21 protein-coding genes and 1 pseudogene are annotated in these 22,535 nt (G+C 62.8%); 15 read left to right on the top strand and 7 right to left on the bottom strand.

All coding sequences use genetic code 11. The features are described from left to right. The first annotated feature begins 32 nt into the window (after window positions 1–32). From AB4N98_RS27665 to AB4N98_RS27680, 4 genes are all read left to right on the top strand, one after another. Window positions 33–1,343 carry an SDR family oxidoreductase gene (locus tag AB4N98_RS27665; RefSeq protein WP_368949851.1) on the top strand — a complete coding sequence of 437 codons (1,311 nt, stop codon included), beginning with the start codon at window positions 33–35 and terminating at the stop codon, window positions 1,341–1,343. Between the two features lie 44 nt (window positions 1,344–1,387). Further along, window positions 1,388–1,669 carry a hypothetical protein gene (locus AB4N98_RS27670; RefSeq protein WP_368949850.1) on the top strand — a complete coding sequence of 94 codons (282 nt, stop codon included), beginning with the start codon at window positions 1,388–1,390 and terminating at the stop codon, window positions 1,667–1,669. Between the two features lie 112 nt (window positions 1,670–1,781). After that, on the top strand, window positions 1,782–2,036 hold the full coding sequence (locus AB4N98_RS27675; protein ID WP_065879130.1) for a DUF6555 family protein: 255 nt from the start codon (window positions 1,782–1,784) through the stop codon (window positions 2,034–2,036). Continuing rightward, window positions 2,033–2,275, top strand: coding sequence for a hypothetical protein (locus AB4N98_RS27680; RefSeq protein WP_065879131.1), 243 nt, complete (start codon window positions 2,033–2,035; stop codon window positions 2,273–2,275). The genes AB4N98_RS27675 and AB4N98_RS27680 overlap by 4 nt, the downstream gene beginning before the upstream one ends. Window positions 2,276–2,306: 31 nt before the next feature. On the opposite strand, the gene AB4N98_RS27685 is transcribed toward AB4N98_RS27680, so the two are convergent. Genes AB4N98_RS27685 through AB4N98_RS27695 form a run of 3 tightly spaced genes read right to left on the bottom strand, consistent with a single transcriptional unit; the run spans window position 2,307 to window position 5,167 of the window. Then, the gene (locus AB4N98_RS27685) at window positions 2,307–2,483 is read right to left on the bottom strand and encodes a hypothetical protein (protein WP_460149131.1); all 177 of its coding nucleotides are present in this window, start codon (window positions 2,481–2,483) and stop codon (window positions 2,307–2,309) included. 15 nt (window positions 2,484–2,498) lie between these two features. Next, on the bottom strand, window positions 2,499–4,292 hold the full coding sequence (locus AB4N98_RS27690) for a thiamine pyrophosphate-requiring protein (protein WP_065879132.1): 1,794 nt from the start codon (window positions 4,290–4,292) through the stop codon (window positions 2,499–2,501). 17 nt (window positions 4,293–4,309) lie between these two features. Beyond that, a complete protein-coding gene (locus tag AB4N98_RS27695; RefSeq protein WP_017529044.1) occupies window positions 4,310–5,167 on the bottom strand; it encodes an SDR family oxidoreductase in 858 nt (285 codons plus the stop codon). A 282-nt stretch (window positions 5,168–5,449) separates the two neighbouring features. Here AB4N98_RS27695 and AB4N98_RS27700 point away from each other — a divergent pair. Beyond that, a pseudogene (locus tag AB4N98_RS27700) lies at window positions 5,450–9,593 on the top strand (CheR family methyltransferase). Window positions 9,594–9,600: 7 nt separating this feature from the next. Here AB4N98_RS27700 and AB4N98_RS27705 read toward each other — a convergent pair. From AB4N98_RS27705 to AB4N98_RS27715, 3 genes are read right to left on the bottom strand one after another with little or no spacing between them, the layout of a single operon-like run. Next, window positions 9,601–10,044 (bottom strand): DUF421 domain-containing protein, encoded by a 444-nt coding sequence (locus AB4N98_RS27705; protein ID WP_017529042.1) that lies wholly within the window; start codon window positions 10,042–10,044, stop codon window positions 9,601–9,603. 8 nt (window positions 10,045–10,052) lie between these two features. Beyond that, entirely contained in the window at window positions 10,053–10,568 is a 516-nt protein-coding gene (locus tag AB4N98_RS27710; protein ID WP_065879134.1) for a hypothetical protein, read from the bottom strand. 14 nt (window positions 10,569–10,582) lie between these two features. Beyond that, window positions 10,583–10,804, bottom strand: coding sequence for a hypothetical protein (locus AB4N98_RS27715; protein ID WP_065879135.1), 222 nt, complete (start codon window positions 10,802–10,804; stop codon window positions 10,583–10,585). A gap of 325 nt (window positions 10,805–11,129) precedes the next feature. On the opposite strand from AB4N98_RS27715, the gene AB4N98_RS27720 reads away from it, so the two are divergent. The 6 genes from AB4N98_RS27720 (at window position 11,130) to AB4N98_RS27745 (ending at window position 17,169) form a co-directional block, all read left to right on the top strand. Beyond that, window positions 11,130–11,306 carry a con-10 family general stress protein gene (locus tag AB4N98_RS27720; protein WP_017529039.1) on the top strand — a complete coding sequence of 59 codons (177 nt, stop codon included), beginning with the start codon at window positions 11,130–11,132 and terminating at the stop codon, window positions 11,304–11,306. A 577-nt stretch (window positions 11,307–11,883) separates the two neighbouring features. Next, the gene (locus AB4N98_RS27725; protein ID WP_175404213.1) at window positions 11,884–12,060 is read left to right on the top strand and encodes a hypothetical protein; all 177 of its coding nucleotides are present in this window, start codon (window positions 11,884–11,886) and stop codon (window positions 12,058–12,060) included. A gap of 26 nt (window positions 12,061–12,086) precedes the next feature. Beyond that, window positions 12,087–13,715, top strand: a complete 1,629-nt coding sequence (locus AB4N98_RS27730; RefSeq protein WP_175404217.1) for an ABC transporter substrate-binding protein — start codon at window positions 12,087–12,089, stop codon at window positions 13,713–13,715. Continuing rightward, a complete protein-coding gene (locus AB4N98_RS27735) occupies window positions 13,712–14,662 on the top strand; it encodes an ABC transporter permease (protein ID WP_460149132.1) in 951 nt (316 codons plus the stop codon). The genes AB4N98_RS27730 and AB4N98_RS27735 overlap by 4 nt, the downstream gene beginning before the upstream one ends. A gap of 3 nt (window positions 14,663–14,665) precedes the next feature. Further along, window positions 14,666–15,550 carry an ABC transporter permease gene (locus AB4N98_RS27740; RefSeq protein ID WP_065879136.1) on the top strand — a complete coding sequence of 295 codons (885 nt, stop codon included), beginning with the start codon at window positions 14,666–14,668 and terminating at the stop codon, window positions 15,548–15,550. Continuing rightward, window positions 15,547–17,169, top strand: a complete 1,623-nt coding sequence (locus tag AB4N98_RS27745; protein ID WP_065879137.1) for a dipeptide ABC transporter ATP-binding protein — start codon at window positions 15,547–15,549, stop codon at window positions 17,167–17,169. Before AB4N98_RS27740 ends, AB4N98_RS27745 begins: the two co-directional genes overlap by 4 nt. 57 nt (window positions 17,170–17,226) lie before the next feature. On the opposite strand, the gene AB4N98_RS27750 is transcribed toward AB4N98_RS27745, so the two are convergent. Next, window positions 17,227–17,745 carry an SgcJ/EcaC family oxidoreductase gene (locus tag AB4N98_RS27750; RefSeq protein WP_017529033.1) on the bottom strand — a complete coding sequence of 173 codons (519 nt, stop codon included), beginning with the start codon at window positions 17,743–17,745 and terminating at the stop codon, window positions 17,227–17,229. A 154-nt stretch (window positions 17,746–17,899) separates the two neighbouring features. Between AB4N98_RS27750 and AB4N98_RS27755 the strand changes: the two genes are divergently transcribed. Genes AB4N98_RS27755 through AB4N98_RS27770 form a run of 4 tightly spaced genes read left to right on the top strand, consistent with a single transcriptional unit; the run spans window position 17,900 to window position 22,513 of the window. Continuing rightward, the gene (locus tag AB4N98_RS27755; RefSeq protein WP_017529032.1) at window positions 17,900–19,066 is read left to right on the top strand and encodes a sensor histidine kinase; all 1,167 of its coding nucleotides are present in this window, start codon (window positions 17,900–17,902) and stop codon (window positions 19,064–19,066) included. After that, window positions 19,063–19,716 carry a response regulator gene (locus tag AB4N98_RS27760; RefSeq protein ID WP_017529031.1) on the top strand — a complete coding sequence of 218 codons (654 nt, stop codon included), beginning with the start codon at window positions 19,063–19,065 and terminating at the stop codon, window positions 19,714–19,716. Before AB4N98_RS27755 ends, AB4N98_RS27760 begins: the two co-directional genes overlap by 4 nt. Beyond that, window positions 19,713–22,028, top strand: a complete 2,316-nt coding sequence (locus AB4N98_RS27765) for an ATP-binding protein (protein ID WP_460149133.1) — start codon at window positions 19,713–19,715, stop codon at window positions 22,026–22,028. The genes AB4N98_RS27760 and AB4N98_RS27765 overlap by 4 nt, the downstream gene beginning before the upstream one ends. Beyond that, on the top strand, window positions 22,025–22,513 hold the full coding sequence (locus AB4N98_RS27770) for a response regulator (RefSeq protein ID WP_017529029.1): 489 nt from the start codon (window positions 22,025–22,027) through the stop codon (window positions 22,511–22,513). The genes AB4N98_RS27765 and AB4N98_RS27770 overlap by 4 nt, the downstream gene beginning before the upstream one ends. Window positions 22,514–22,535: the final 22 nt, after the last annotated feature.

Below are 22,535 nucleotides of genomic sequence, written 5' to 3' on the forward strand. Positions count from 1 at the left end.
TATCGCAGGACCCGCGAACGGAGGATGCCTTCATGATTGACTCAGCAACCGGAATGAGACCTGGCGAACGCTACGCAGTAGAGAACCAGGAACGAACGAAGAACTTTGGTGGTTTTTTCCTGGATGGAAAATATTACCTGGGCCCCGAACTGATGACGGCGGTCGGCTGGCTGGAAGGCCAGAGGTTTATCTACGACGAACTCGATGCCACAGGCGAGCCGGTGTTCCCCGACCGCGTTGCCGGCACGGTCGAAGACCTGACCCTGGTGTTGCACGATGGTGCTCGGCTGAAGCTGCGCCCGGTGCCGGTGCACGCGCCGCAGGATCCACCGGCCCCAGCGCCCGTCATGCAAAAACACCACGGCCGACTGCACGGCAAAACGGTGGTGATCACCGGTGCCTCCAGTGGCATCGGACGCGCCGCCGCCCATGCATTTGCCGAGCAAAACACCCGCCTGGTCCTGGCCGCCCGCGACCAGGCGGCCCTGGACGAGGTGGTCGAGGAATGTGCGGTGCGCGGTGCCGAGGCGATTGCGGTTAAAACCGATGTAACCCGCAACGATCAGATGCTGGCCTTGGCCGAACAGGCCGCTGCCTTTGGCAATGGCCGCATCGATATCTGGATCAACAATGCCGGTGTCGGCGCGGTGGGCAACTTCGAAAACACCCCGCTGGAAGCTCACGAGCAGGTGCTGCAAACGGACCTGCTGGGTTACCTGCGAGGCGCCTACGCGGCATGGCCTTATTTCAAGGCGCAGAACAGCGGGATCCTGATCAATACACTGTCGCTGGGAAGCTGGGTCGCCCAGCCCTACGCCGCCGCCTATTCAGCGAGCAAGTACGGCTTGCGGGGCTTGACGCAAGCGCTGCGCGGCGAACTGGTGGGTTTCCCGGACATTCACGTCTGCGACATTTACCCAGCGGTGATGGACACTCCGGGCTTTCGGGACGGCGGCAACTTTACCGGCCACGCCTTGAAGCCGCCGCCACCGGTGTACGACCCCCATCGTGTGGCGCAAGCGATGGTGGCCTGTGCGCTGCAACCGCGCAAAAGCACCACCGTGGGCGCTGCCGCCACCGTTGCTCGAATCGCCAACTTGGTGCTCCCGGCCTTCCCGCAACTGTCCGGTTGGCTTACCCGCTTCGGCCTCAATCGCAGCCCCCGCTGCGCGACGTCGTCGGGCAATCTATTCGCTCCTGCCACCGGCGAACGTCGCGTCGAAGGGGGCTGGCGACAAGCCGGCCATCCACCCTATTGGCTCGTGGCCGCAGGCGCCGCGTTGCTGGTCGGCGGCTTTGCGGTGGCGCGCAACTATCAAGCGAACCATAAGCGTCGCCCATAAATCAGGGGGCAACCGCCCCCTCCTTTGTTATTGGAGGTACCCGCATGTCTTACGATTACCAAGGTTCTGCCAGTGTTATCACCGCGTCACGCCATCTGGGAACGCCATCGGATGAATGTCTGAATGCCGACGTGGGTATCCACCTGAGCCGCTCAGAGAAACCGACCATTGCCACCCTGAAGTTCGCTGCGCCCCTTCAGTGGCCGGGCACCCCTAACGTGGTCACCGTCAACCTGCCGGATGGCACGTCCGTCAGCGGTGTCATCGTCGACCTGCAACGGCCGGCTGAAGGCCCGGGCTGGGTAACCTTCACGGTGGATGACTGAGACATTCCCGGCCCTGGATAAGCCCGCCGGCTCGGCCATCGGTTTGTCGAACAACTTTTTTGAATCTTCGTGGGCGCCAAACATCTGTAGTTCATGAGCATAAGGAGGTCTCGTGAAACACAACTTATTCACTATCCGGTATCAGCTCCATGGTGAGCCCAAGTCCTTCATCGTGCGTGCGGCGCAGATGAACAATGCCCAAGCATGGCATTGGGCCAGTTGCGATGCCGGTGTGGCAGTCATACCCAGGTTTGGTCAACACACCCTCAAGCGTGTGTCCAAACCGATGGCGGAAAAATATGGCATCACGGATGTGCGCTGGAGCGGCTCCGAAGAGATCCAGTGGGCGGAGGGCCTCACACAATGAACAGCCAGACTCTTGATTACACGACCAGACAAATGTGGGACGAGGAGATGGCGCACAACGCCAAGATGTTTTTCGAGGCCGACCGACTGGACGCACAGGCGTACCAGATCATCGAGTCCTACAGCGGCGATGCGGCGACCTGGGCGCGCTTTCTCGAAGCCAAGAAAATTGCCGATGCGCAACGCACCGCAGCGTATCGAGACTGGATGCGCGTCCGACGCGCGATGCGCAACAAGTGAGCGTCAGCCCTGCGCAAGGCAGGGCTGAGAGTCAGGCCCCCGACTCGGGATCTTTCGAAGGACCACCAGGGGCCACACCGTCCTGGTCGACATGCGCGTCAGCTGGGCGGTCGGCCGCTTCGTCTTGCGGTGTACCGTTTCGTTTAGCCGTTTCGGGACGCACCTTTTGCTCGGGTTGCGCCTGGTTGCGGCGTGTTCGCTGATTCATCCTGGCACCTGCCTTTTATTTCCGCCCGCCTCCCGGCAGTACGCCGGCCAGCACTTGCTTGGCGGTTTGTACAATGACGCCCGCTTCATCCGGATCGCCTTTGAGCAACGTGGTGGCGAATTTCTTCGCCTGCTCCAGTTTGATATGCGGCGGCAACGGCGGCACGTTGGGGTCGGTCTTGAACTCGATCAACACCGGCACTTGCGCGGCCAGGGCCTGCTCCCAGGCGGCGGCCACCTGCTCCTCGCGCTCGACAAAAATGCCCTTGAGCCCAAGCGAAATCGCAAACAAGTGGTAGGGCACATCCGGGATAGCCTGCGAAGCTTCGAACTTGGGGTCGCCTTCCATCACGCGCTGCTCCCACGTGACCTGGTTCAGGTCTTCATTGTTGAACACCGCACAGATCCATTGCGGGCTTTGCCATTGCCGCCAATATTTGGCCACCGTGATCAGCTCGGCCATGTTGTTCATCTGCATTGCGCCGTCGCCCACCAGGGCAATCACGGTGCTGTGCGGATGAGCGAACTTGGCCGCGATGGCATAAGGCACGGCCGCGCCCATGGAGGCCAGGCCGCCGGACAGCGAACATTGCATGCCACGACGAATCTTCAGGTCGCGGGCAAACCAGTTGGCGCATGAGCCCGAGTCGCTGGTGATGATGGCGTGGTCGGGCAAGCGCGGCGACAGCTCGTGCACCACCCGTTGCGGGTTGATCGGCGTGGCCTTGGCCAGGGCACGTTTCTCCAGGGTTTTATCCCACGTGGCACGCCAGCCCTCGACCTGCTTGCGCCATTTGCGCGAGGTCTTGCGCTTGAGCAAGGGCAATAACGCCGAAAGGGTTTCGGCGGCATCGCCGAGCAGGTTCACCTCCATGGGATAACGCAGGCTCAGCATGTCGGGTTGCAGATCAATCTGCACGCCACGCGCCTGGCCTTCCCTGGGTAGGAACTCGGCATAGGGAAAGCCCGAACCGATCATCAGCAAGGTGTCGCACTGGGTCATCAGTTTGTAGCTGGGCTCGGTGCCCAGCAGGCCGATGCTACCGGTCACCCAGGGCCAGTCATCCGGCAACACGGCCTTGCCGAGCAACGCCTTGGCCGCACCGGCGCCCAAGGCATCGGCGACGGCAAGCACTTCATCGGTGGCGGCCAGCGCACCGGCGCCGACCAGGATGGCGACCTTCTCCCCGGCGTTCAACACCTCGGCGGCGCGCTGCAGATCGGCCTCGTAAGGCACGATGCGCGGCTTGGTATAACCCACGCCGGAATGCAGGGTGCCGTGGGCCCTGGCGGGCGGCTCATAGGCCGCCTCCTGCACATCGTTGGGCAGGATGATCGCCGTCACCCGGCGCTCGCCGACCGCCGTGCGTACGGCCCGGTCCACCAAGTGGCGCACCTGCGCGGGCACCGTGGCCTGTTGCACGAATGCCCCGGCCACATCCTTGAACATCGAAACCAGGTCCAGCTCCTGCTGGTAATGGCCACCCAAGGCCGCCCGCGCCTGCTGCCCGACAATGGCCAACACCGGCATGTGGTCCAGGCGCGCGTCATACAGCCCAGTGATCAGGTGCGAGGCACCCGGCCCGGAGGTGGCGATGCACACCCCCAACTCGCCCGTGAACTTGGCGTGGGCTGAAGCCATGAACGCGGCCATTTCTTCGTGACGGGCCTGGATGAATTCGATCTTGCCCTGGGCCCGGCGCAAGGCGCCGAACACGCCGTTGATGCCGTCACCCGGATAGCCAAAGATACGAGTCACGCCCCACTGGCTGAGCCGCTCGACCAGAAAGTCGCCTACTGTCATCGTCATCGGATGCCTCGCTGATATCAGAGAATCGGTTTGCCACCCGTTACGCCGTAGCGTTCGCCGGAGATGTAGCTGCCTTCATCCGACGCCAGCAGCACATAGATAGGCGCCACCTCGACCGGTTGGCCGGGGCGTCCCAAGGGCGTACTGCCACCGAAGTGTTTGATCGAGTCTTCGGTCATCGTCGATACGATCAGCGGTGTCCAGATCGGCCCGGGCGCTACGCTGTTGACGCGGATCCCACGCTTGCCAAGCATTTGCGCCAGGCCCGCGGTGAAGTTGGCAATCGCGCCTTTGGTCGCCGCGTACGGCAACAAGGTAGGGTTGGGTGCATCGGAATTGACCGAGCTGGTGTTGATGATCGAGCTGCCCTCGGCCATGTGCGGCAGCGCGGCCTTGCAGATCCGGAACATCGCCGTGACGTTGACATTGAAGGTCTTCAGCCAATCCTCGTCGGGGATGTCTTCGAGCGTCTCGTAGGTCATTTGGTAGGCCGCGTTGTTGACCAGCACATCGATGCGCCCGAACTTCTCCACGGTGTCGTTGACGATCGCCGCGCAGTGCGCCGCGTCGTCCAGATCGCCGGGCAGCAACAGGCATTGGCGCCCTGCCGCCTCGACCCAGCGCGCGGTTTCCTTGGCGTCTTCATGCTCGTCCAGATAGGACACCGCCACATCCGCGCCTTCGCGCGCAAAGGCAATGGCCACGGCGCGTCCGATGCCGCTGTCGGCACCGGTCACCAAGGCAATCTTGTTGGCCAGCCGACCCGAGCCTTTATAGGTTTGCTCGCCGCAGTCGGGCATCGGGTCCATCTTGCGCTGATCACCGGGAACGGGTTGTTGCTGTGGGCTGAACGGCGGTTTTGGATAGTTGCTCATCGCGGGTTCCTCCGGGTTGTGAATATTCTTGCGAGGCCGGGCCGGAAGGGTTAGTTCAGACAAATTTGCAGAAAATCGGATAACCGTCAGGTGCATGCGCGCCGCTCGTCAGTCTGGATAAACCTTTCCAGGTTTTTTCGTCTCAACCGTGAGGTAAAGGTCGCAGGCGTTCTGTTACAGGTAGGTTTTCAGCTATATTTCATTTCCGTTGCGCCCTCCCCCACGCTTGAACTCGTACCCTCTACACACTCTTCACGTGCGCAGTTAAAAAGGTTGGTATTTATGAAGTCTGCCCCCCTGCGGTCTCCGAACGTTCCGCAACGCAAGGAATTGACCCCCAGCAATCTGGATTTCCCGGTGGTGGGAATTGGCGCGTCGGCAGGCGGGCTGCAAGCGGTGAAGAGTTTTTTTGAACACATGCCCAAAGACTGCGGCATGGCGTTCGTGGTGATCCTGCACCTGTCCCCCGACCATCAGAGCGTGGCGGACAAGATCATCCAGGAGTCGACCGGCATGCCGGTCACCCAGGTCAACAGCACCATGGCGATCGAAAAAACCAGGTGTATGTCATTTCGCCCGCGCAGTTGTTGACGATGAATGATGGCTATCTGGCCTTATCGCCGTCGGTACGCGAAGGCGGCTCGCACATTGCCATCGACCTGTTTTTTCGCGACCTGGCCGACACCCATAAAGAACGCGCGTTTGCCTGGTGCTGTCCGGTACCGGCTCGGATGGCGCGGTAGGGCTTTCACGGATCAAGGAGCAAGGCGGCATCACGCTGGTACAAACGCCGGAAGATGCCGAGTTCGACGGCATGCCCCTGGCCGCGCTGGAAACGCAAATGGTCGACCTGGTACTGCCCGTGGTGGAGATGCCACAGAAGTTGCTGGAGCTGTGGCGCAATGCCCAAGCGATCATCCTGCCCACCGCCAATGACCCCGAGATCCGCACCATCCCGCCGGCCAACGAGCGCGATGCGGCCGTGGCGGAGCAGTTGTTGCTGGACATCCTGATCCAACTGCGCGCCAGTACCGGCCATGACTTCAAGCACTACAAGCGCGCCACCGTGCTGCGCCGTATCGAGCGTCGCCTGCAAGTGACGGCGCAACCGGACCTGGCGACCTATTACAACTTTTTGCAATCACACCCGGAAGAAACCAAGGCATTGCTGGGCGATATGCTGATCGGCGTGACCAACTTCTTCCGCGACCGCGAGGCCTTCGAAGCCCTTGAGCGGGATGTGATCCCCAACCTGGTCAAGTCCCTGGAAGACAGCGCGCCGCACCGCGAGGAAGTGCGTATCTGGTCGGCCGGCTGCTCCACCGGTGAGGAGGCCTACAGCCTCGCGATGCTGGTGACCGAGCAACTGGCGCTGGATGCCAGCAACGCCAAGATGCAAGTGTTTGCCACCGATATCGATGAGCGTGCGATTACCCACGGCCGCAACGGTGTGTATCCCGAAGCGATCATCACCGACGTGCCGCCGTCACGCTTGCGCCAGTACTTCGCCAAGGAGAAAAACCAGCACTACCGCGTGCGCAAGGAGATTCGCGAAAAGGTGCTGTTCGCCAAGCACAGTCTGCTGGCTGACCCACCGTTCTCGCAGATAGACCTGATCGTGTGCCGCAACCTGCTGATCTACCTGGACCGCGACGTGCAGCGCGACATCCTGCAACTGTTCCACTTTGCGCTGCGCCCCGGTGGCTACCTGTTCCTGGGTTCATCGGAGTCGGCCGACGGTTGCCTCGACCTGTTTGTGCCGGTGGACAAGCGCAACCGTATCTTCCGGGTGCGCGCCGGCTCCTCCGCGGTGCGTCGCGCGCCCACCATGCCGCGTGGCGGTTACCTGCGCCCGAACACCACCGCCGTTGCCGCCGCGGCGCCGGCGCCCAACAAGGTTTCGTTCGCCGATATCCACCTGCGCGCCCTGGCCAAGGCCGCACCGCCCAGCGTGATTGTCGATATCCACGCCGATATCCTGCACATGAGCGAAGGCGCGGGACGCTTCCTGCGTTATGTCGCCGGGGAAATCACCCACAACCTGCTGGCGCTGGTCCACCCCGACCTGCGCCTGGATATCCGCACCACCCTGTTCCAGGTCCAGCAATCGAACACCTGCGTGACTTCGCGCAAGGTTCGCATCCAACGCGAACAGGGCACTTACCTGGTGGACATCAGCGCCCGCCCCTACCGCGACGAGGCCACCGAAAACGACTATGTGCTGGTGATGTTCCAGGAAGCCGAAATCGACCCGCAACAGTCCGAGGCCGACACCGTCAGCCATGCGGAAAACCAGATCATGAGCAACCTGGAGCGCGAGCTGCAACGCACCAAGCTGCACCTGCAGGACACCATTGAGCAGGCGGAAGTCTCCAGCGAGGAACTCAAGGCCTCCAACGAGGAAATGCAGGCGATCAACGAAGAGTTGCGCTCGGCCACCGAGGAACTGGAAACCAGCAAGGAAGAGCTGCAATCGATCAATGAGGAACTGTTGACGGTCAATTACGAGCTCAAGACCAAGGTTGAAGAGACGGACAAGGTCAACGACTACCTGACCAACCTGATCGCCTCCACCGACATCGCCACCGTGTTCGTCGACCGCAACATGCGCATCCGCTGGTTCACCCCGCGTGCCACCGATATTTTCAGCATGCTGCCGGTGGACACCGGGCGCTCGCTGATGGACATCACGCGCCGCCTCGACTACCCGCAAATGAGCGATGACGCGACGAACGTGTTTGAGTCGCTGAGCATGATCGAACGCGAGATCAGCAGTAAGGATGCGCGCTGGTACATCGCGCGGTTGCTGCCCTACCGCTCCAGCGAAGACCACATCGACGGCACCGTGCTGACCTTTATCGATATCACCAAGCGGCGCCAGGCCGAAGAGGAACTGCGCCTGGGCGAAGAACGCATGCGCCTGGTGGCCGAAAGCACCCATGATTTCGCCATCATCATCCTCAATGACCACGGCGCCATTACCGACTGGAACACCGGCGCCGAACTGATCTTCGGCTACACCAAGAACGAAGTGCTGGGCGCTTATTACGACCTGATTTTTTCGCCCGAGGACCGCTCCGCCGGCGTGCCGGAGAGCGAACTGCGCGCGGCCCGCGAACATGGGCGTGGCGAAGATGAACGCTGGCATGTGCGCAAGGACGGCAGCCGGTTCTATTGCAGCGGCGAAGTCACCCTGCTCAAGAGCGCAAGCTTGCAGGGCTACGTGAAGATTGCCCGTGACCTCACCGGGCATAAACGCACCCAGGACGAACAGAGTCAGCGGTTGATGGAAACCCAGACCAACAGCCATCTCAAGGATGAGTTCTTCGCGGTGATGTCGCACGAACTCAAGCACCCATTGAACCTGATCCAGCTGAACGCCGAATTGCTGCGGCGCCTGCCCGCCACCAAGTCGGCGGGCCCTGCGATCAGGGCGGTGGATACCATCTGCGAGGCCGTGTCCAACCAGGCGCGGATCATCGACGACCTGTTGGACGTCGCTCGGGTGCGTACCGGTAAGCTCAAGCTGAAAAAACAACCGGTCGACCTGATTCGCACACTCCAGGATATCCATAGCGTGGTGCTCGCAGACGGGCATCGTCGCCAGGTGACCCTGCAAACGCCATCCGAAGGTGGAGCGCTGATCGTCGACGCAGACCCGACGCGCATCGAGCAAGTGATCTGGAACCTGATCAACAATGCGCTTAAGTTCACGCCGGAGAATGGCCAGGTGCAGTTGGTGGTCAGCCGCAAGGACGGGCACGCCCAGTTGGACGTGATCGACAGCGGCGCCGGGCTCGCCGACGACAGCCTGGAAAAAATCTTCGACCTGTTCGGGCAAGCCGAAAACCAGCACCAGACCCATCAGCGCGAGGGCCTGGGGATCGGCTTGTCGCTGGTACGCCAATTGGTCGAAGCGCACGATGGCACGGTGAGTGTTCACTCCAAAGGCCTGGGCTTTGGTTGCACCTTCTCCATTCTGTTGCCACTGAGCCCGCAACAACACCACCTGCCGGACGCCAGCGACACTCAGGCCGAGGACGAGCGTTTGAATGGCGTCAAGGTGCTGTTGGTGGACGATTCGGCGGAGGTGCTTGAAGTACTGAATTTATTGCTGGAAATGGAAGGCGCCGAGGTCAGTGCGTTCAGTGATCCGCAGAACGCCCTTGAAAACGCCCGCGAGGCTCAATACGACGTGATTATTTCCGACATCGGCATGCCGAAAATGAACGGTCATGAGCTGATGCGCAAACTGCGCACGATCGACCATCTGCACAAGGTTCCCGCCATTGCCCTGACCGGTTACGGTGCCAGCACGGACCAGAAAAAGCACGCCGAATCGGGCTTCAACACCCATGTCAGCAAACCCGTGGCCCATGACTCGTTGATCAGCCTGATCGAAAAACTCTGCCGCTCACAGCGGTAGGTGGGGCTTATTCAAAGGGGATAATCGAAATTTTGCCGTTGCGCTCAAGGATCGCGAATTTGATCTGATCAATCGCCAGAATGCCTTGGGCGGAGCGGGCCGCTTCGAGAATATCGCTCTCATCCAGGCGCGCGTGCTTGAGACGTTCAGCGAGCACCTTGCCGTCTTCGACCACAATCGTCGGCCCGCCATCCAACACCCTGGAAAACCAGCGCGAACGCTGTTTGACCAAGGACAAACCGATATCGATGGCGATCAACGTGACAATCACCAGCACGGCGTTGGTCAACGAAAAATCTTCGCCCAGCAACGCCTGCTGAGTCGCCTCGCTGATCACCATCAATAGCACCAGGTCGAAGGTGGTGAGTTCCGCCAGGGAGCGCCTGCCGGCGATCTTGAACAGAATCATCAACACCAGGTAAATCGCGGCTGCGCGCAATACCGAGTCCATGGCGCCCCCTACGGATAGATGAATTGTGAAAAACGCACGGACGCGCCGTTGGCGAGCGCCACCTGGGTGTCGAAGCTACCCACGCCGTCGCTGCGCAACGTCAGGTACAACACCGCATGCCCGTCATCATCGGTGAGCAGCCACAGTTTCACGCCTTCGCCGGCGGTGCTGGCCTTGAGGGGTTGCGGCTGCAGCATTTCAACATTGAAGCCACGCAACAACTCGCCACTGAGGGCTACCTCCAGGGGCTCGCGCGCCTTGCCCCGCAGATGGATGACCAGCACATCGGACGACCCGTTGCGCAGAAACCGTTGATGCTCGACGCGCAGTTGCCCATCGGCGCTGCGCACGTCGGCGGTGCTGAGCGGCCCCTTGGAGAACAGCCCGGCCAAGGTCAGCGCCATCAACACCACCAACCCATACCAACCCCACCGCTCGAAGCGCCAGACCTTGCGCTGCAGGGTCATGTCTTCATTCACCGGATAGCTCCGGCTGTGCAAGTCGTTATGCGCAGGGGGCTTCATAGGGCACCTTCGGCTCAGCCTTTGCTATGTTCGGGCGAAGATGGGCCTTTGGTCACACCGCGCGGCCCCGCGATACTCCAGATCGCCAGCCCTAAAAACGGCAGCAGCACGACCATAGCCGTCCAGCCCGCCTTGTTGCCGGTTGAATTGTCGCTTCGCCAGACGCTGTTGATGACCCAAAGGTCGAGCAACAGCAGGATGACGGCCAGGAAAATCCAGAAATAAGTGAATGGCATGATGCACCTCCCGTTGATACAGGTTTGGTTTAACCAGGACGGCCGGGGTTCATTCTTTTTCGCTGTTCACAGATAAACGTATCCACTCAGCGAAGCGGCACGAACGCTATCCATGCACTCTCCCAGGCCTTGATAAAAGTTAGACGAAGCGGCGGTATTTTATGCACCTTGTATAAGTTCTTTCACACGACCGACCGTTCATCGCCGTTTTTATACATTCACAAAACGTTTTCGCAAGCGGCGTTATCGGAATAAGTACCTGTGACATTCACGGGCAACTAGCGAAGCGACAACCCGCTACCTGCTATTCAATTGGAGAAAGACCATGACGACTAGTAATAAGAACCCAGGCAACTTCGCCAACGATCGCGAAAAAGCGTCCGAGGCCGGTAAAAAAGGCGGTCAAGCATCGGGTGGCAACTTTGCCAACGATCGGGAAAAAGCCTCCGAGGCCGGGCGCAAAGGCGGCCAACACAGCCATGGTGGCGGCCGCAAATCGTAAGTGAGCGAAAAGGGGGCGGCCTTGGCTGCCCCTTTCTTACTGGGCAAAGAAGTTAGTCATTTGACCCGCACGCTCTAGGTTGCCGTGGACAACTAACCCTGCCTACCCATGCCTAACTGTACCTATTAAGCCTTCTTCTCCTGACACAACTTCATCGCTGTAGATATTTGCCCGCGCTGATAAATACCCACCGCTGGGAAGTGCAATTTAAGTTGCATCCACTTCAATATGACGTCCCCTTCTTTATGCCCCTCCGCACGAGCCGGTGCCCCTTGGAAACAGCAGGCCGCCGCACATGCCCTCGCGCGGATGCGGGAAGACCAATGCTCTGCCCACTGCACCACGCCCCGAACGCCGTCCTGTCAACACGTGAAGGCCACATCGGAAGCGGCATGCAAGGACCTCAACATAAAAACAAATCATTTTATGATTACGCAAGATAACAATATCTGATAATTAGCTTATTCCTAAAAAGACTTTCACTCCGGTTTTTTATAGGCTTATCTTCGCTTCACAGACCGACCCCATGCCCGGCGGAGGACGTACACACCCCCAGCAGACATGGACCCCTCCCCTCATGCCAGACCTTGCCGCCCCCGATCACCTGACTGTCAGCGTCGACGGCACCCACATCTTCGACGTACGCCCCGACCAACACGCGGTGTACAGCAACCTCGGCCTGGCGGCGTACGGCAACCCGCCGTTCTACCCGGGCGGTGGCTACTGGTACACCAAGCTGGCCTACGACTTTTAAGCCAAACCGAACACGAGGGCACTCCATTGAATAAATCGCATCTGCCAAGCCGTCTGCTGGCCGCCGGCGCCCTGGCCTTGAGCCTGGTCGCCTGTTCACCGGGCAGCGACACCCCGGCGGGCAAAACCCTGAACATCGCCTTTTTTGGCGACAACACCACCTTGGTCAGTGTCGACCCGTTCCAGGTGTATTGGCTCGAACACCGTGTGCTGCTGCGCAATGTGGCCGAATCCCTCACCGACCAGGACCCACAGACCGGCAAGATCATCCCGTGGCTGGCCACACGCTGGGAAGTCAGCGACGACGCGCTCACCTTCACCTTCCACCTGCGCGACCATGTGACCTTCAGCAATGGCGAGCGCTTCAATGCCCAGGCGGTGAAAACCGCGTTCGACAGTAACAAGGCCTTGGCCCGCGAGTTGCCGGCCACTTTCGGCGCCACTTACCTGGCCGGGTTCGACCACGCCGAAGTGGTGGACGACCTGACCGTCAAGCTGGTGCTGGCCAAGCCCAACGCCGGTTTCCTGCAAGCGACGTCCACCACCAACCTGGCGATCCTGGCGCCAGCCTCCTACGCGCTCAGCGCCAAGGAGCGCTCGCTCGGCAAGATCATCGGCACCGGGCCGTTCGTGCTGGCCAGCTACACGCCGGAAGTCGGCGCGCACCTGACCAAACGCAAGGGCTACGCCTGGGCCTCGGCCAACATGCAAAACCAGGGCGAAGCGCACCTGGATGCCGTCGACGTCAGCTATATCCCCGAAGAGAGCGTGCGCAACGGCCTGTTCCTGCAAGGCAAAGCCGACATCCTGTGGCCGCGCAACCCGTTCTCCGAGGTGGACCTGAAGCTGTTCCAGGCCAAGGGCGCCACCCTCCAGAGCCGCTCGTTGCCGGGCCCGGCGCTGAACCTGTACCCCAACACCCGTGGCGAGCGGGTACTGGCCGACCAACAGGTACGCCAGGCCCTGCAAAAAGCCATCGATCGCAAGAGCTATGCCAGCACCGTGTACAACGCCGACTTCCCGGTGGTGGACGGCATCTATGACGTGACCACGCCTTACTTCAAGAGCCAAGGCAGCAAGTTGGCGTATGACCCGGCCGCTGCCGCGCACCTGTTGGACCAGGCGGGCTGGGCCAAGGGCGCGGACGGTTATCGCAGCAAGAACGGCAAGCGCCTGAGCCTGAGCTACAACATCACACCGGCCGAGACCGCCGGCGATGTGTTGATCCAGGACCAACTGCGCAAAGTCGGCATCGAGCTCAAGCTCAACGTGGTCACCCGTGCCGAATGGGTCGCCAACAACAGCGCCGGCAACTATGACCTGACCAGCACCTACATGACTCGCGCCGATCCGATCATCCTGCAAACCATCCTCGACCCGCGCACCGCCAACAGCTCGACCCTGGCCACCAACCTTTACGAACCGGCCGCGCTGGACAAAGCCAAGAGCCTGTTCGATGCAGGCATCACCGCCACCCAACAGCAACAACGCGCCACCGCTTACGGCGACCTGCAGGACCTGTTGGTGGAACAAGGCTCGGCGTTCCCGGTGTACGAGCGCGTGTGGCAGGCGGCGACATCGCCCAGGGTGAAGAACTTTCGCTGGACCGCCGAGGGCTTTGCGTTACTGGGTGATATCGACGTGAGCACGCCATGAGCCGCTACCTGATCGGCCGTGTCGGCCAGGCGCTACTGGTGCTCTGGGGCGCGTATAGCATCACTTACTTCATTCTGTATCTGCTGCCGGGTGACACGCTGTCGATCATGCTCAGCGCGTCGGGCATGGAGGCCGATGGTCTGTCGGTGGAAGACCTGGCCAAGGCGCGGGCTTATTACGGGCTGGACAAAGGCGTGTTCGAACAGTACGTCGACTTGCTGCTGGGGGCACTGCGCGGGAATTTCGGCCAATCGTTATCGCTTAACCGCCCGGTGGCCGAGCTGTTGGTCGAACGTTTGCCGCAGACGTTATCCCTGGCCGGCCTGGCCATTGTGCTGTCACTGCTGGGCGGCATCGGCCTGGCTTACCTCACCGCGTATATCCGCTGGCAACCGCTGAAGAAAGCGCTGGCGCGCCTGCCGTCCCTGGGCTTTTCGGTGCCGGTGTTCTGGATGGGCCTGCTGTTGATTCAAGTGTTTGCGTTTGGCCTGGGGTGGTTTCCCGCCACCGGCAGCCGGGGCATTGAAAGCCTGGTACTGCCGGCGGTCACCCTGGCGATTCCGAGCGCGGCGGTGTACGCCCAGGTGCTGCAACGCAGCTTCCAGGGGGTGTGGAAAGAAGCCTACATCGTCACCGCCTACGCCAAGGGCCTGAGCCGGGGCCAGGTGCAGGCCCGCCATGGGTTCAAGAACGCCGCGCTGCCGATCCTCACGCTGATCGGTTTGCAGGTCGGCAATACCGTGTCCGGCGCGGTGCTGGTGGAGACCATTTTCGCCCGCTCCGGCATCGGCCGCCTGGCCCAGGAAGCGGTGCTGCGCCAGGACATCCCGGTGGTGCTGGCGATTGTCGCGGTGTCGGCGGCCGCGTTTGTGCTGGTGAACCTGTTGGTGGACCTGCTTTACCCCTGGCTCGACCCGCGTATTTCACACACGCCAAAGGTGTCCTGAACCATGACCACACTTAATCGAAACCTGGCGCTTTCGGCGCCGCTCTGGCGCCGCCGCAGCCCCCTGCAACGGGTTGCCGCCACCTTGCGGCCCTTGCTGCGTCGGCCGGGGTTCAGCCTGGCCGTGCTGGTGGTGCTGTTTTCGTTGGTTGCCGCCGTGGCGCCGCAACTGCTGAGCAGCTTCGACCCCTACGCCACCGCGCCGGCGGACAAGCTCAGCGCGCCGAACCTGACGCACTGGTTCGGCACCGATGAGCTGGGCCGCGACCTGTTTACCCGAGTGGTGCATGGCGCCAGCCTGTCGGTGCTGGCCGCGTCGCTGGCGGTGGGCATCGCGCTGGTGGGTGGGCTGGGCCTGGGCATTCTGTCCGGGTTTACCGGCGGGCGTGTCGACGCGGTGATCATGCGGTTTGTCGATGTGTTGCTGGCCCTGCCCGGCCTGTTGCTGGCCCTGGCGATTGTCACGGCCATCGGCTTCGGCACGGTGCCGGTGGCCGTTGCCGTGGGGATCGGCATTATCCCGGGGTTTGCGCGCACCACCCGCGCTGAAGTCTTGCGCGTGAAAACCCTGCCCTACGTCGAAGCCGCGCGCCTGGGCGGCGCCAGCTGGAGCCGCACGTTGCTGCGGCACATCCTGCCGAACGCCTGGGGGCCGGTGGCGGTGCTGGCGACGCTGGACTTCGGCGCGGCGATCCTCGCCACCGCCGGCCTCAGTTTCCTCGGTTTCGGCGCCGCGCCACCGGCGGCGGAATGGGGCACGTTGATCGCCAATGGCCGGCACTTTCTGATCACCGCGCCCTGGGTGTCGTTGCTGCCAGGCCTGTTCCTGGTCGCGGTGGTGTTCAGCCTCAACCATATCGCCCGTACGTTCGAGGAGGCCCAGCGATGAGCGCGTTTCTGGTCGATGTACGCCAGCTCGCGGTCGATTACCGCGCCGGCGGCCAGCTCAACCCGGCGGTGCGCGGGCTGTCATTTAGCATCGCCCAGGGCGAAACCGTGGCGATTGTCGGCGAGTCCGGCTCGGGCAAAACCACCCTGGCCAACGCCATCCTCGGGTTGCTGCCGGATAATGCGCGGATCAGCGCCGGTGAGCTGTGGGTCGATGGCAGCGACCTGAGCCACGCCGGCGAGCGCCAGAAACGCAACCTGCGCGGCCGTACCATCGGTCTGGTGCCCCAGGACCCGATGGTCAGCCTCAACCCCACCCTGCGCGTTGGCCAGCAGATCGGCGAAGCGTTGATATCGGCCAAGGGCAAGCGCTACCCCGGCATCGACGCGGACGTTGTCGCGTTGCTGCAACAGGTGGGCATCGATAAGCCGGTACTGCGCGCGCGCCAGTATCCCCATGAACTCTCCGGCGGCATGCGCCAGCGCGTACTGATCGCCATTGCCCTGGCCGGCAACCCGCGCCTGATCATCGCCGACGAGCCCACCAGCGCCCTCGACGTCACCGTGCAGCGCAAAATCCTCGACCACCTGCAACGCTTGGTCAGTGAACGCGGGATTTCACTGCTGATCATCACCCACGACCTGGGCGTGGCCACCGACCGCGCGGACCGCATCCTGGTGATGCAACACGGCGCAGTGGTCGAACAAGGCCCGCCCCGCCAGATCCTCGCCCAGCCCGCTCACGACTACACCCGCGCCCTGATTGCCGCCGCGCCCGCCTTCGCCAAGCGCCGTGCGCCGCTGATCAATCTTGACCTGGGGCGCCAGCCGATCCTGAGCCTGCACCACGTCGGCAAGACCTTCGCGTTGCCCAAGGTCAAGGGCGAGGCCGCTACCTTGCTGGCCCTGGAGGACCTCAACTTACAGGTGTACCCCGGCCAGACCCTGGCCATCGTCGGCGAGTCCGGATCGGGCAAGAGCACCGCGCTGCGTATCGCCCTGGGCCTGGAGAAACCCAGCCAGGGCCGCGTCTGCTTCGAGCAACAGGACGTCACCGACCTGAGCTGGCGCCAGTTCCGCCCGTTGCGCCAACGCCTGCAACTGGTGCAACAAAACCCGTTCGCCGCCCTCGACCCGCGCTTTACGGTGTTCGACAGCATCGTTGAGCCGCTGGTGTCGTTCGGCCTGCTCAAGGGGGCGGCGTTGGAACACGCCGCGCGTGAGTTGATCAGCCGCGTGCACCTGCCGGTGAGCTTCCTCGACCGCCTGCCGCGCGAGCTGTCCGGGGGCCAGTGCCAACGCGTCGCTATCGCCCGCGCCCTGGCCTTGAAACCCGACCTGTTGCTGCTCGACGAACCGGTCAGCGCGCTGGATGTGTCAGTGCAGGCGCATATTCTGGAGCTGCTCGAAACGCTGCAACGGGACATGGGTATTGCCTATGTGCTGGTCTCCCATGACCTGTCGGTGGTCGCCAACTTTGCCCACGAGGTACTGGTGCTGCGCAATGGCCGAGTGGTGGAACAGGGGTCGGTGGAGCAGATCTTCAACCGTCCGGCCACCGCGTACACCCGTGAGCTGATCGCGGCGATCCCAGGCCAGGTGGCCGCCGAGTTCAGTTGAGAACGAACCCTGCACCTATGGCGAGGGAGCTTGCCCCTCGCCACAATAAACACGCCTTTATTGCTTGGCGTGCTTGACCTGCATTTCGGGCATCGCCGACGAATGATGGTTGAGGATCTTCCACTGCCCGCCCACCTGTTCGTAAACGAACGTATAGCGCGCCTGTACCTCACGCTTCTTGCCGTTCGCTTCGGTCAGGGTGAAGGTATAGACCCCGCTGTCCATGGCCACATTGCTGCCCAACTGGCGGATCTCGCGGTAATTGATCTGGCCTACCGGCTTGAGCGCCAGGAAGTGGTCGAAGTAATCCTTGATCTGGTCTGGCGTGGTGCGTACCTGGTTCGACACCGTAGGCTGCAACACCGCGCCCGGCGCATACAGGGCAACCACCGAGTCAACGTTGCCGGTCTGCAAGGCGCTGTTCCAGCGGTCGAACAAGCCGGCGATCTCGCGGTCTTTGAGGTTGGTCGGGGCCTGCGCCACCTCACGGTAAACATACGGGGCGGTCTCGGCGGCCTGGGCAAACGGTGCGCTCAAGGCAAACATCAGGGCGATGGCGGCGGGTTTGAATTGCATGACGAAACTCCAGTGGTGATCGGTGAGCCCACTTTGCCAACCTGCCCAGCCGCCGCCATCGGCCAACCGGAGTCATTTGCCTATGCCATTTGGCAGATAGCGCCCAAGGGCATGGCAAGGTCTAATAAGCGTCCTCGCGACCGGAACATTCAGCATGCACGACACACCTCATGATCCCGGCAGCGCCTTGGCCATGCGCGCGCATTTTCGCCAGTCGCAAAGCCGCGCAGCGCGCCTGCGCCTGTTGGTGGAGACCGGGCAGGAACTGGCTCAACTGGCCCCCGAGGCCATGCGCGAACAGGTGCTTGTCAGGGCCTGTGCGTTCCTCGCGATGGACCACGGGGTGCTGCAGGAATGGGATGCCGAGGGCAGCGCCAGTGCCACCGCCCGCCATGGCAGCCCCGCGCGGGTGGCCAGCCTGGCCGCCCTTGCCGACCGCGACCTGCGTGCGCCACGCTGGCACGACCAGCCGCACAGCGTGCTGCAAGTACCCTTGCGCGGCAGTGACGGCCAGGCCTTTGGCGTGTTGGTGCTGGGCAATAGCGTCAGCCTGCGCGCGCCGGAGCATGAAGACAGCGAATCCGTGCAATTGCTTGCCACGCTGCTGGCCACTCACCTGGAAAACCATCGGCTGTTGACCACCCTCAAGGCGCGCGACCGTACGCTGTCCGACCTGGTCAACCGCTTGCTTCGCGCCCAGGAAGACGAACGCAAACGCGTAGCCTACGACCTGCACGACGGCCTGGCGCAAACCCTCGCCGGTTTGCATCAACGGCTGCAAGGGTTCGCCGGCCGCTGCCCGCCCCTGCCACACGCCTTGGCCGCGGACTTGCAGGCGATTCTCAGCCTGGCCCAGCACTCCGTCGGCGAAGGCCGCCAACTGATTGCGGGCCTGCGCCCCACGGTGCTGGACGATTTCGGCCTGTTCAAAGCCCTCGACAAAGAAGCCGACCGCCTGCGTGACGCCGGCATCAACGTGGTGTGGCGCTCGCACTGTGCGCAGCGGCTGCCCAGCCAGGTGGAAATTGCTGTGTTCAGGATCGGCCAGGAAGCCATCAATAACGTCCTCAAGCATGCGCGTGCCAGCCAGGTGCAACTGGCCCTGGAGCTGCGCGACGAGATGGCCGTTTTACAGGTGGACGACAACGGCAAAGGCTTCGCACACGACCACCCCCGGGATGAGGCCCGGCATCTGGGCCTGGCCACCATGCACGAGCGCGCCAGCCTGCTGGGCGGGCGCTTCACCTGCGCCAGCGTGATCGATGGCGGCACCCGCCTGCAGGCCAGCGTGCCGGCCGGCCTCAACGGAGTTGCACCATGAGCAAGGTGTTACGCCTGGTCCTGGCGGACGACCATGAAGTCACGCGCACCGGTTTTGTCGCGCTGCTGGCCGGCCACCCGCAGTTCGAAGTGGTCGGCCAGGCGTGTGACGGCCAACATGCCGTGGAGCTGTGCGAACAACTGCTGCCGGATATCGTCATTCTCGATATCCGCATGCCGGTGCTCAACGGCCTGGGCGCCGCGCGCGTGCTGCAACAACGCCTGCCGACGGTGAAAGTGGTGATATTCACCATGGACGACAGCCCCGACCACCTGGAAGCGGCGATGAATGCCGGCGCGCTGGGCTACCTGCTCAAGGACGCCAGCCGTGCCGAGGTGATCCAAGCCTTGCAGCAAGTGGCCGCCGGCGGCGAAGCGCTCAACGCGGCTGTCAGCGCACGCCTGTTACGGCGCATGGCCGAACGCCAGGCCAGCGGCGTGGCGCCCAGCGAACACCTCACCCCACGGGAGCGCCAGGTCCTGGGGCTGGTGGCCAACGGCATGAGCAACCGCGCCATCGGTGAACACCTGGGCATCACCACCGGCACGGCCAAGGCCCATGTGGAACGGGTGATCGGCAAGCTCGGCGCGGCCGACCGCACCCAGGCGGCCGTGCGTGGTATCGCCCTGGGCCTGGTGGCACAACCATGAAGCGCCGTTGGGCCGACCTGCCCCTGCGGGGTAAGGCGCTGGTGGTTATTTCGTTGCCGTTGGTGGTGCTGTTACTGTCCCTGGTGCTGATCTACACCACCGAACGCCAGACCGCGCGCGCCGAAGAAGACGTGCGCCGGGTGCTGCGCGTGCAAGGCGATATCCAGGCCGTGCACACCCTGCTCGCCGAAGCGGCGGCCAGCGTGCGCGGCTACCTGCTGACCCGGCGCGAGGACTTCCTGCCCAGTTACCGCAACGCCAGGCCGCAGATTGACGCCGCGCTGCTGCGGCTCGACCGCAACGTTCGCGATCAGCGGGTGCGCGAGCAACTCAACGCGATAAAGCCGCTGATTGACGGCAAGATCGACGGGCTGCAAGACATGCTCGACGACAGCCACGCCACACCGCACTCGATCAGCGCCATTTTGATCAGCAACAAACACATCCTCGATGCCTTGCGCCAACACATCGGCACCATGCTCACCCTGGAAGCGTCTTTGCTGGCCGAGCGCAGCGCGGCGGCGTACGAGACCCGTCAGCGCTTATTGCTGTCGACCTGGCTGGCGGCGGTGTGCGGCTTGTTCGGCGCCATTGTCGCGGTGCTGTTCCTGTCCAAGGGGATTGTCGCGCGGGTACAGAACGTACAACGCAATGCGCAACGCCTGGCGCTGGGCCACCCGCTGTTGCCGCAACCGCCGGAACACGACGAAATCGGCCAACTGGGCACGCGCCTGGTGGAAGCCGGCTTGCTGCTGGCCGAACGCGAACGCGCCTTGCGCGACAACGAGGAACGCTTGCGGCTGATCATCGACGGGGTCAAGGACTACGGGATCTTTGCCCTCGACACCGCGGGCCATGTCACCAGTTGGAACAACGGCGCCGAGCGCATCAAGGGTTACACCGAGCAGGAAATCATCGGGCGGCACTTCTCGGTGTTCTACCTGCCCCAGGAGTGCCCGCAGCACCCGGACATGGCCTTGCGCGAGGCCACCGGCAACGGCGATTACACCGAAGAGGGCTGGCGCTGCCGCAAGGACGGCACGCGCTTCTGGGCCAGTGTGGTGATCACCGCGCAGTACGACGGCACCGGCGCGTTGCGTGGCTTCTCCAAGATCACCCGCGACATCACCGACCGCCGCGCCGCCGAAATCGCCTTGCGCACCGCCCGCGAGGAAGCCGAACGCGCCAGCCGCGCCAAAAGCGAGTTTCTGTCGCGCATGAGCCATGAGCTGCGCACGCCACTCAATTCGATCCTGGGTTTTGCGCAGTTGCTGGACATGGACGCGGCCAAGACACAAAAGGCCCAGGTCGGGCATATCCTGCGCGCCGGCCAGCACCTGCTGACGCTGATCAACGAGGTGCTGGACATTGCCAAGATCGAAGCGGGAGGCCTGGCGTTGAACATTGCCCCGATCCCGTTGGCGCAGGTGTTGCAAGAGGCGTTGACGCTGGTGTCCCCCATGGCGACCGACGCCGCTATCCAATTGCAGCCCCTGCCCCCGCTGGCGGCCGATATCGGCATCGTTGCCGACCGCCAACGCCTCACCCAGGTGCTGCTGAACCTGCTGTCCAATGCGATCAAATACAACCGCCGCGAAGGCCAGGTGAGCATCGAGGTCACGGTCGACGGGCCGCGTATCGGTGTAGCGGTGTGCGATACCGGCACAGGCATTGCGGCGGGTCACCTGGGGCAGTTGTTCACCCCGTTCGAGCGCCTGGGTGCCGACCCGAATGTGGAAGGCAGCGGCCTGGGCCTGGCGCTGAGCAAAAGCCTGCTGGAGCAAATGGACGGCCGGCTGACCGTGCAAAGCCAGGTCGGTATCGGCTCACGCTTTACCCTGGAGCTGCCGTTCGCGCGCCTGCCGGGCTCACCGCTCAGGGTGCCCACGGTGATCGACAGCGAATGGAAGCGCCCTGCCCCCGCTGCTTGCCGGGTGCAGGGCAACGTGTTGTGCATCGAAGACAACCTCTCCAGCCTGGCGCTGATCGAAACCCTGCTGCAACGCCGGCCGGGGATAAAGCTGCTGTCGAGCATGCAAGGCCAACTGGGCCTGGACCTGGCCGCACAGCATCGGCCGCAGCTGATTCTGCTGGATGTTTCGCTGCCGGACATCGACGGTTTGAAAGTGCTGCAGCGCTTGCGCGGCTCGGCGCTCACCCACGACATCCCGGTACTGATGATCACCGCCGATGCCAGCGACCCTACCCGCCGGGCCTTGCAGGACGCCGGCGCAACGGCGGTGCTGAGCAAGCCCATCAACATCCCGGCGTTTCTCGCCCACCTCGACCAGTATTTTCCGGAGCCCGCGTGAACACCGACCTGCGCATTCTGATCATCGACGACCAACGCCCGAACCTTGAACTGGTGGAGCAACTGCTCGCCCGTGAAGGGTTGACCCATGTACTGAGCAGTACCCAGCCGCTGCGCACCCTGGAACTGTTCAACAGCTTCGAGCCGGACCTGGTGATCCTCGACCTGCACATGCCCGAATTCGACGGCTTTGCCGTGCTCGAACAACTCAACCGACGCATCCCCCAGGGCGAATACCTGCCGATCCTGGTGCTCACCGCCGACGCCACCCGCGACACCCGCCTGCGCGCCCTGGCCCTGGGCGCACGCGACTTCATCAGCAAACCACTGGACGCGCTGGAAACCATGTTGCGGGTATGGAACCTGCTGGAAACCCGCGCGCTGTACAAAACCCTGCGCAAGCTAATACCGGCGCAGCAGATCGAGTTGTTGCAACGGCGTGAATCAACGGGCAATCTCCACGCCGCCGGGGACGCTCCGGTCTAGTTCCCCCATCGATCGCACCTCA

The organism is Pseudomonas sp. S3_E10 (genome assembly GCF_054667615.1).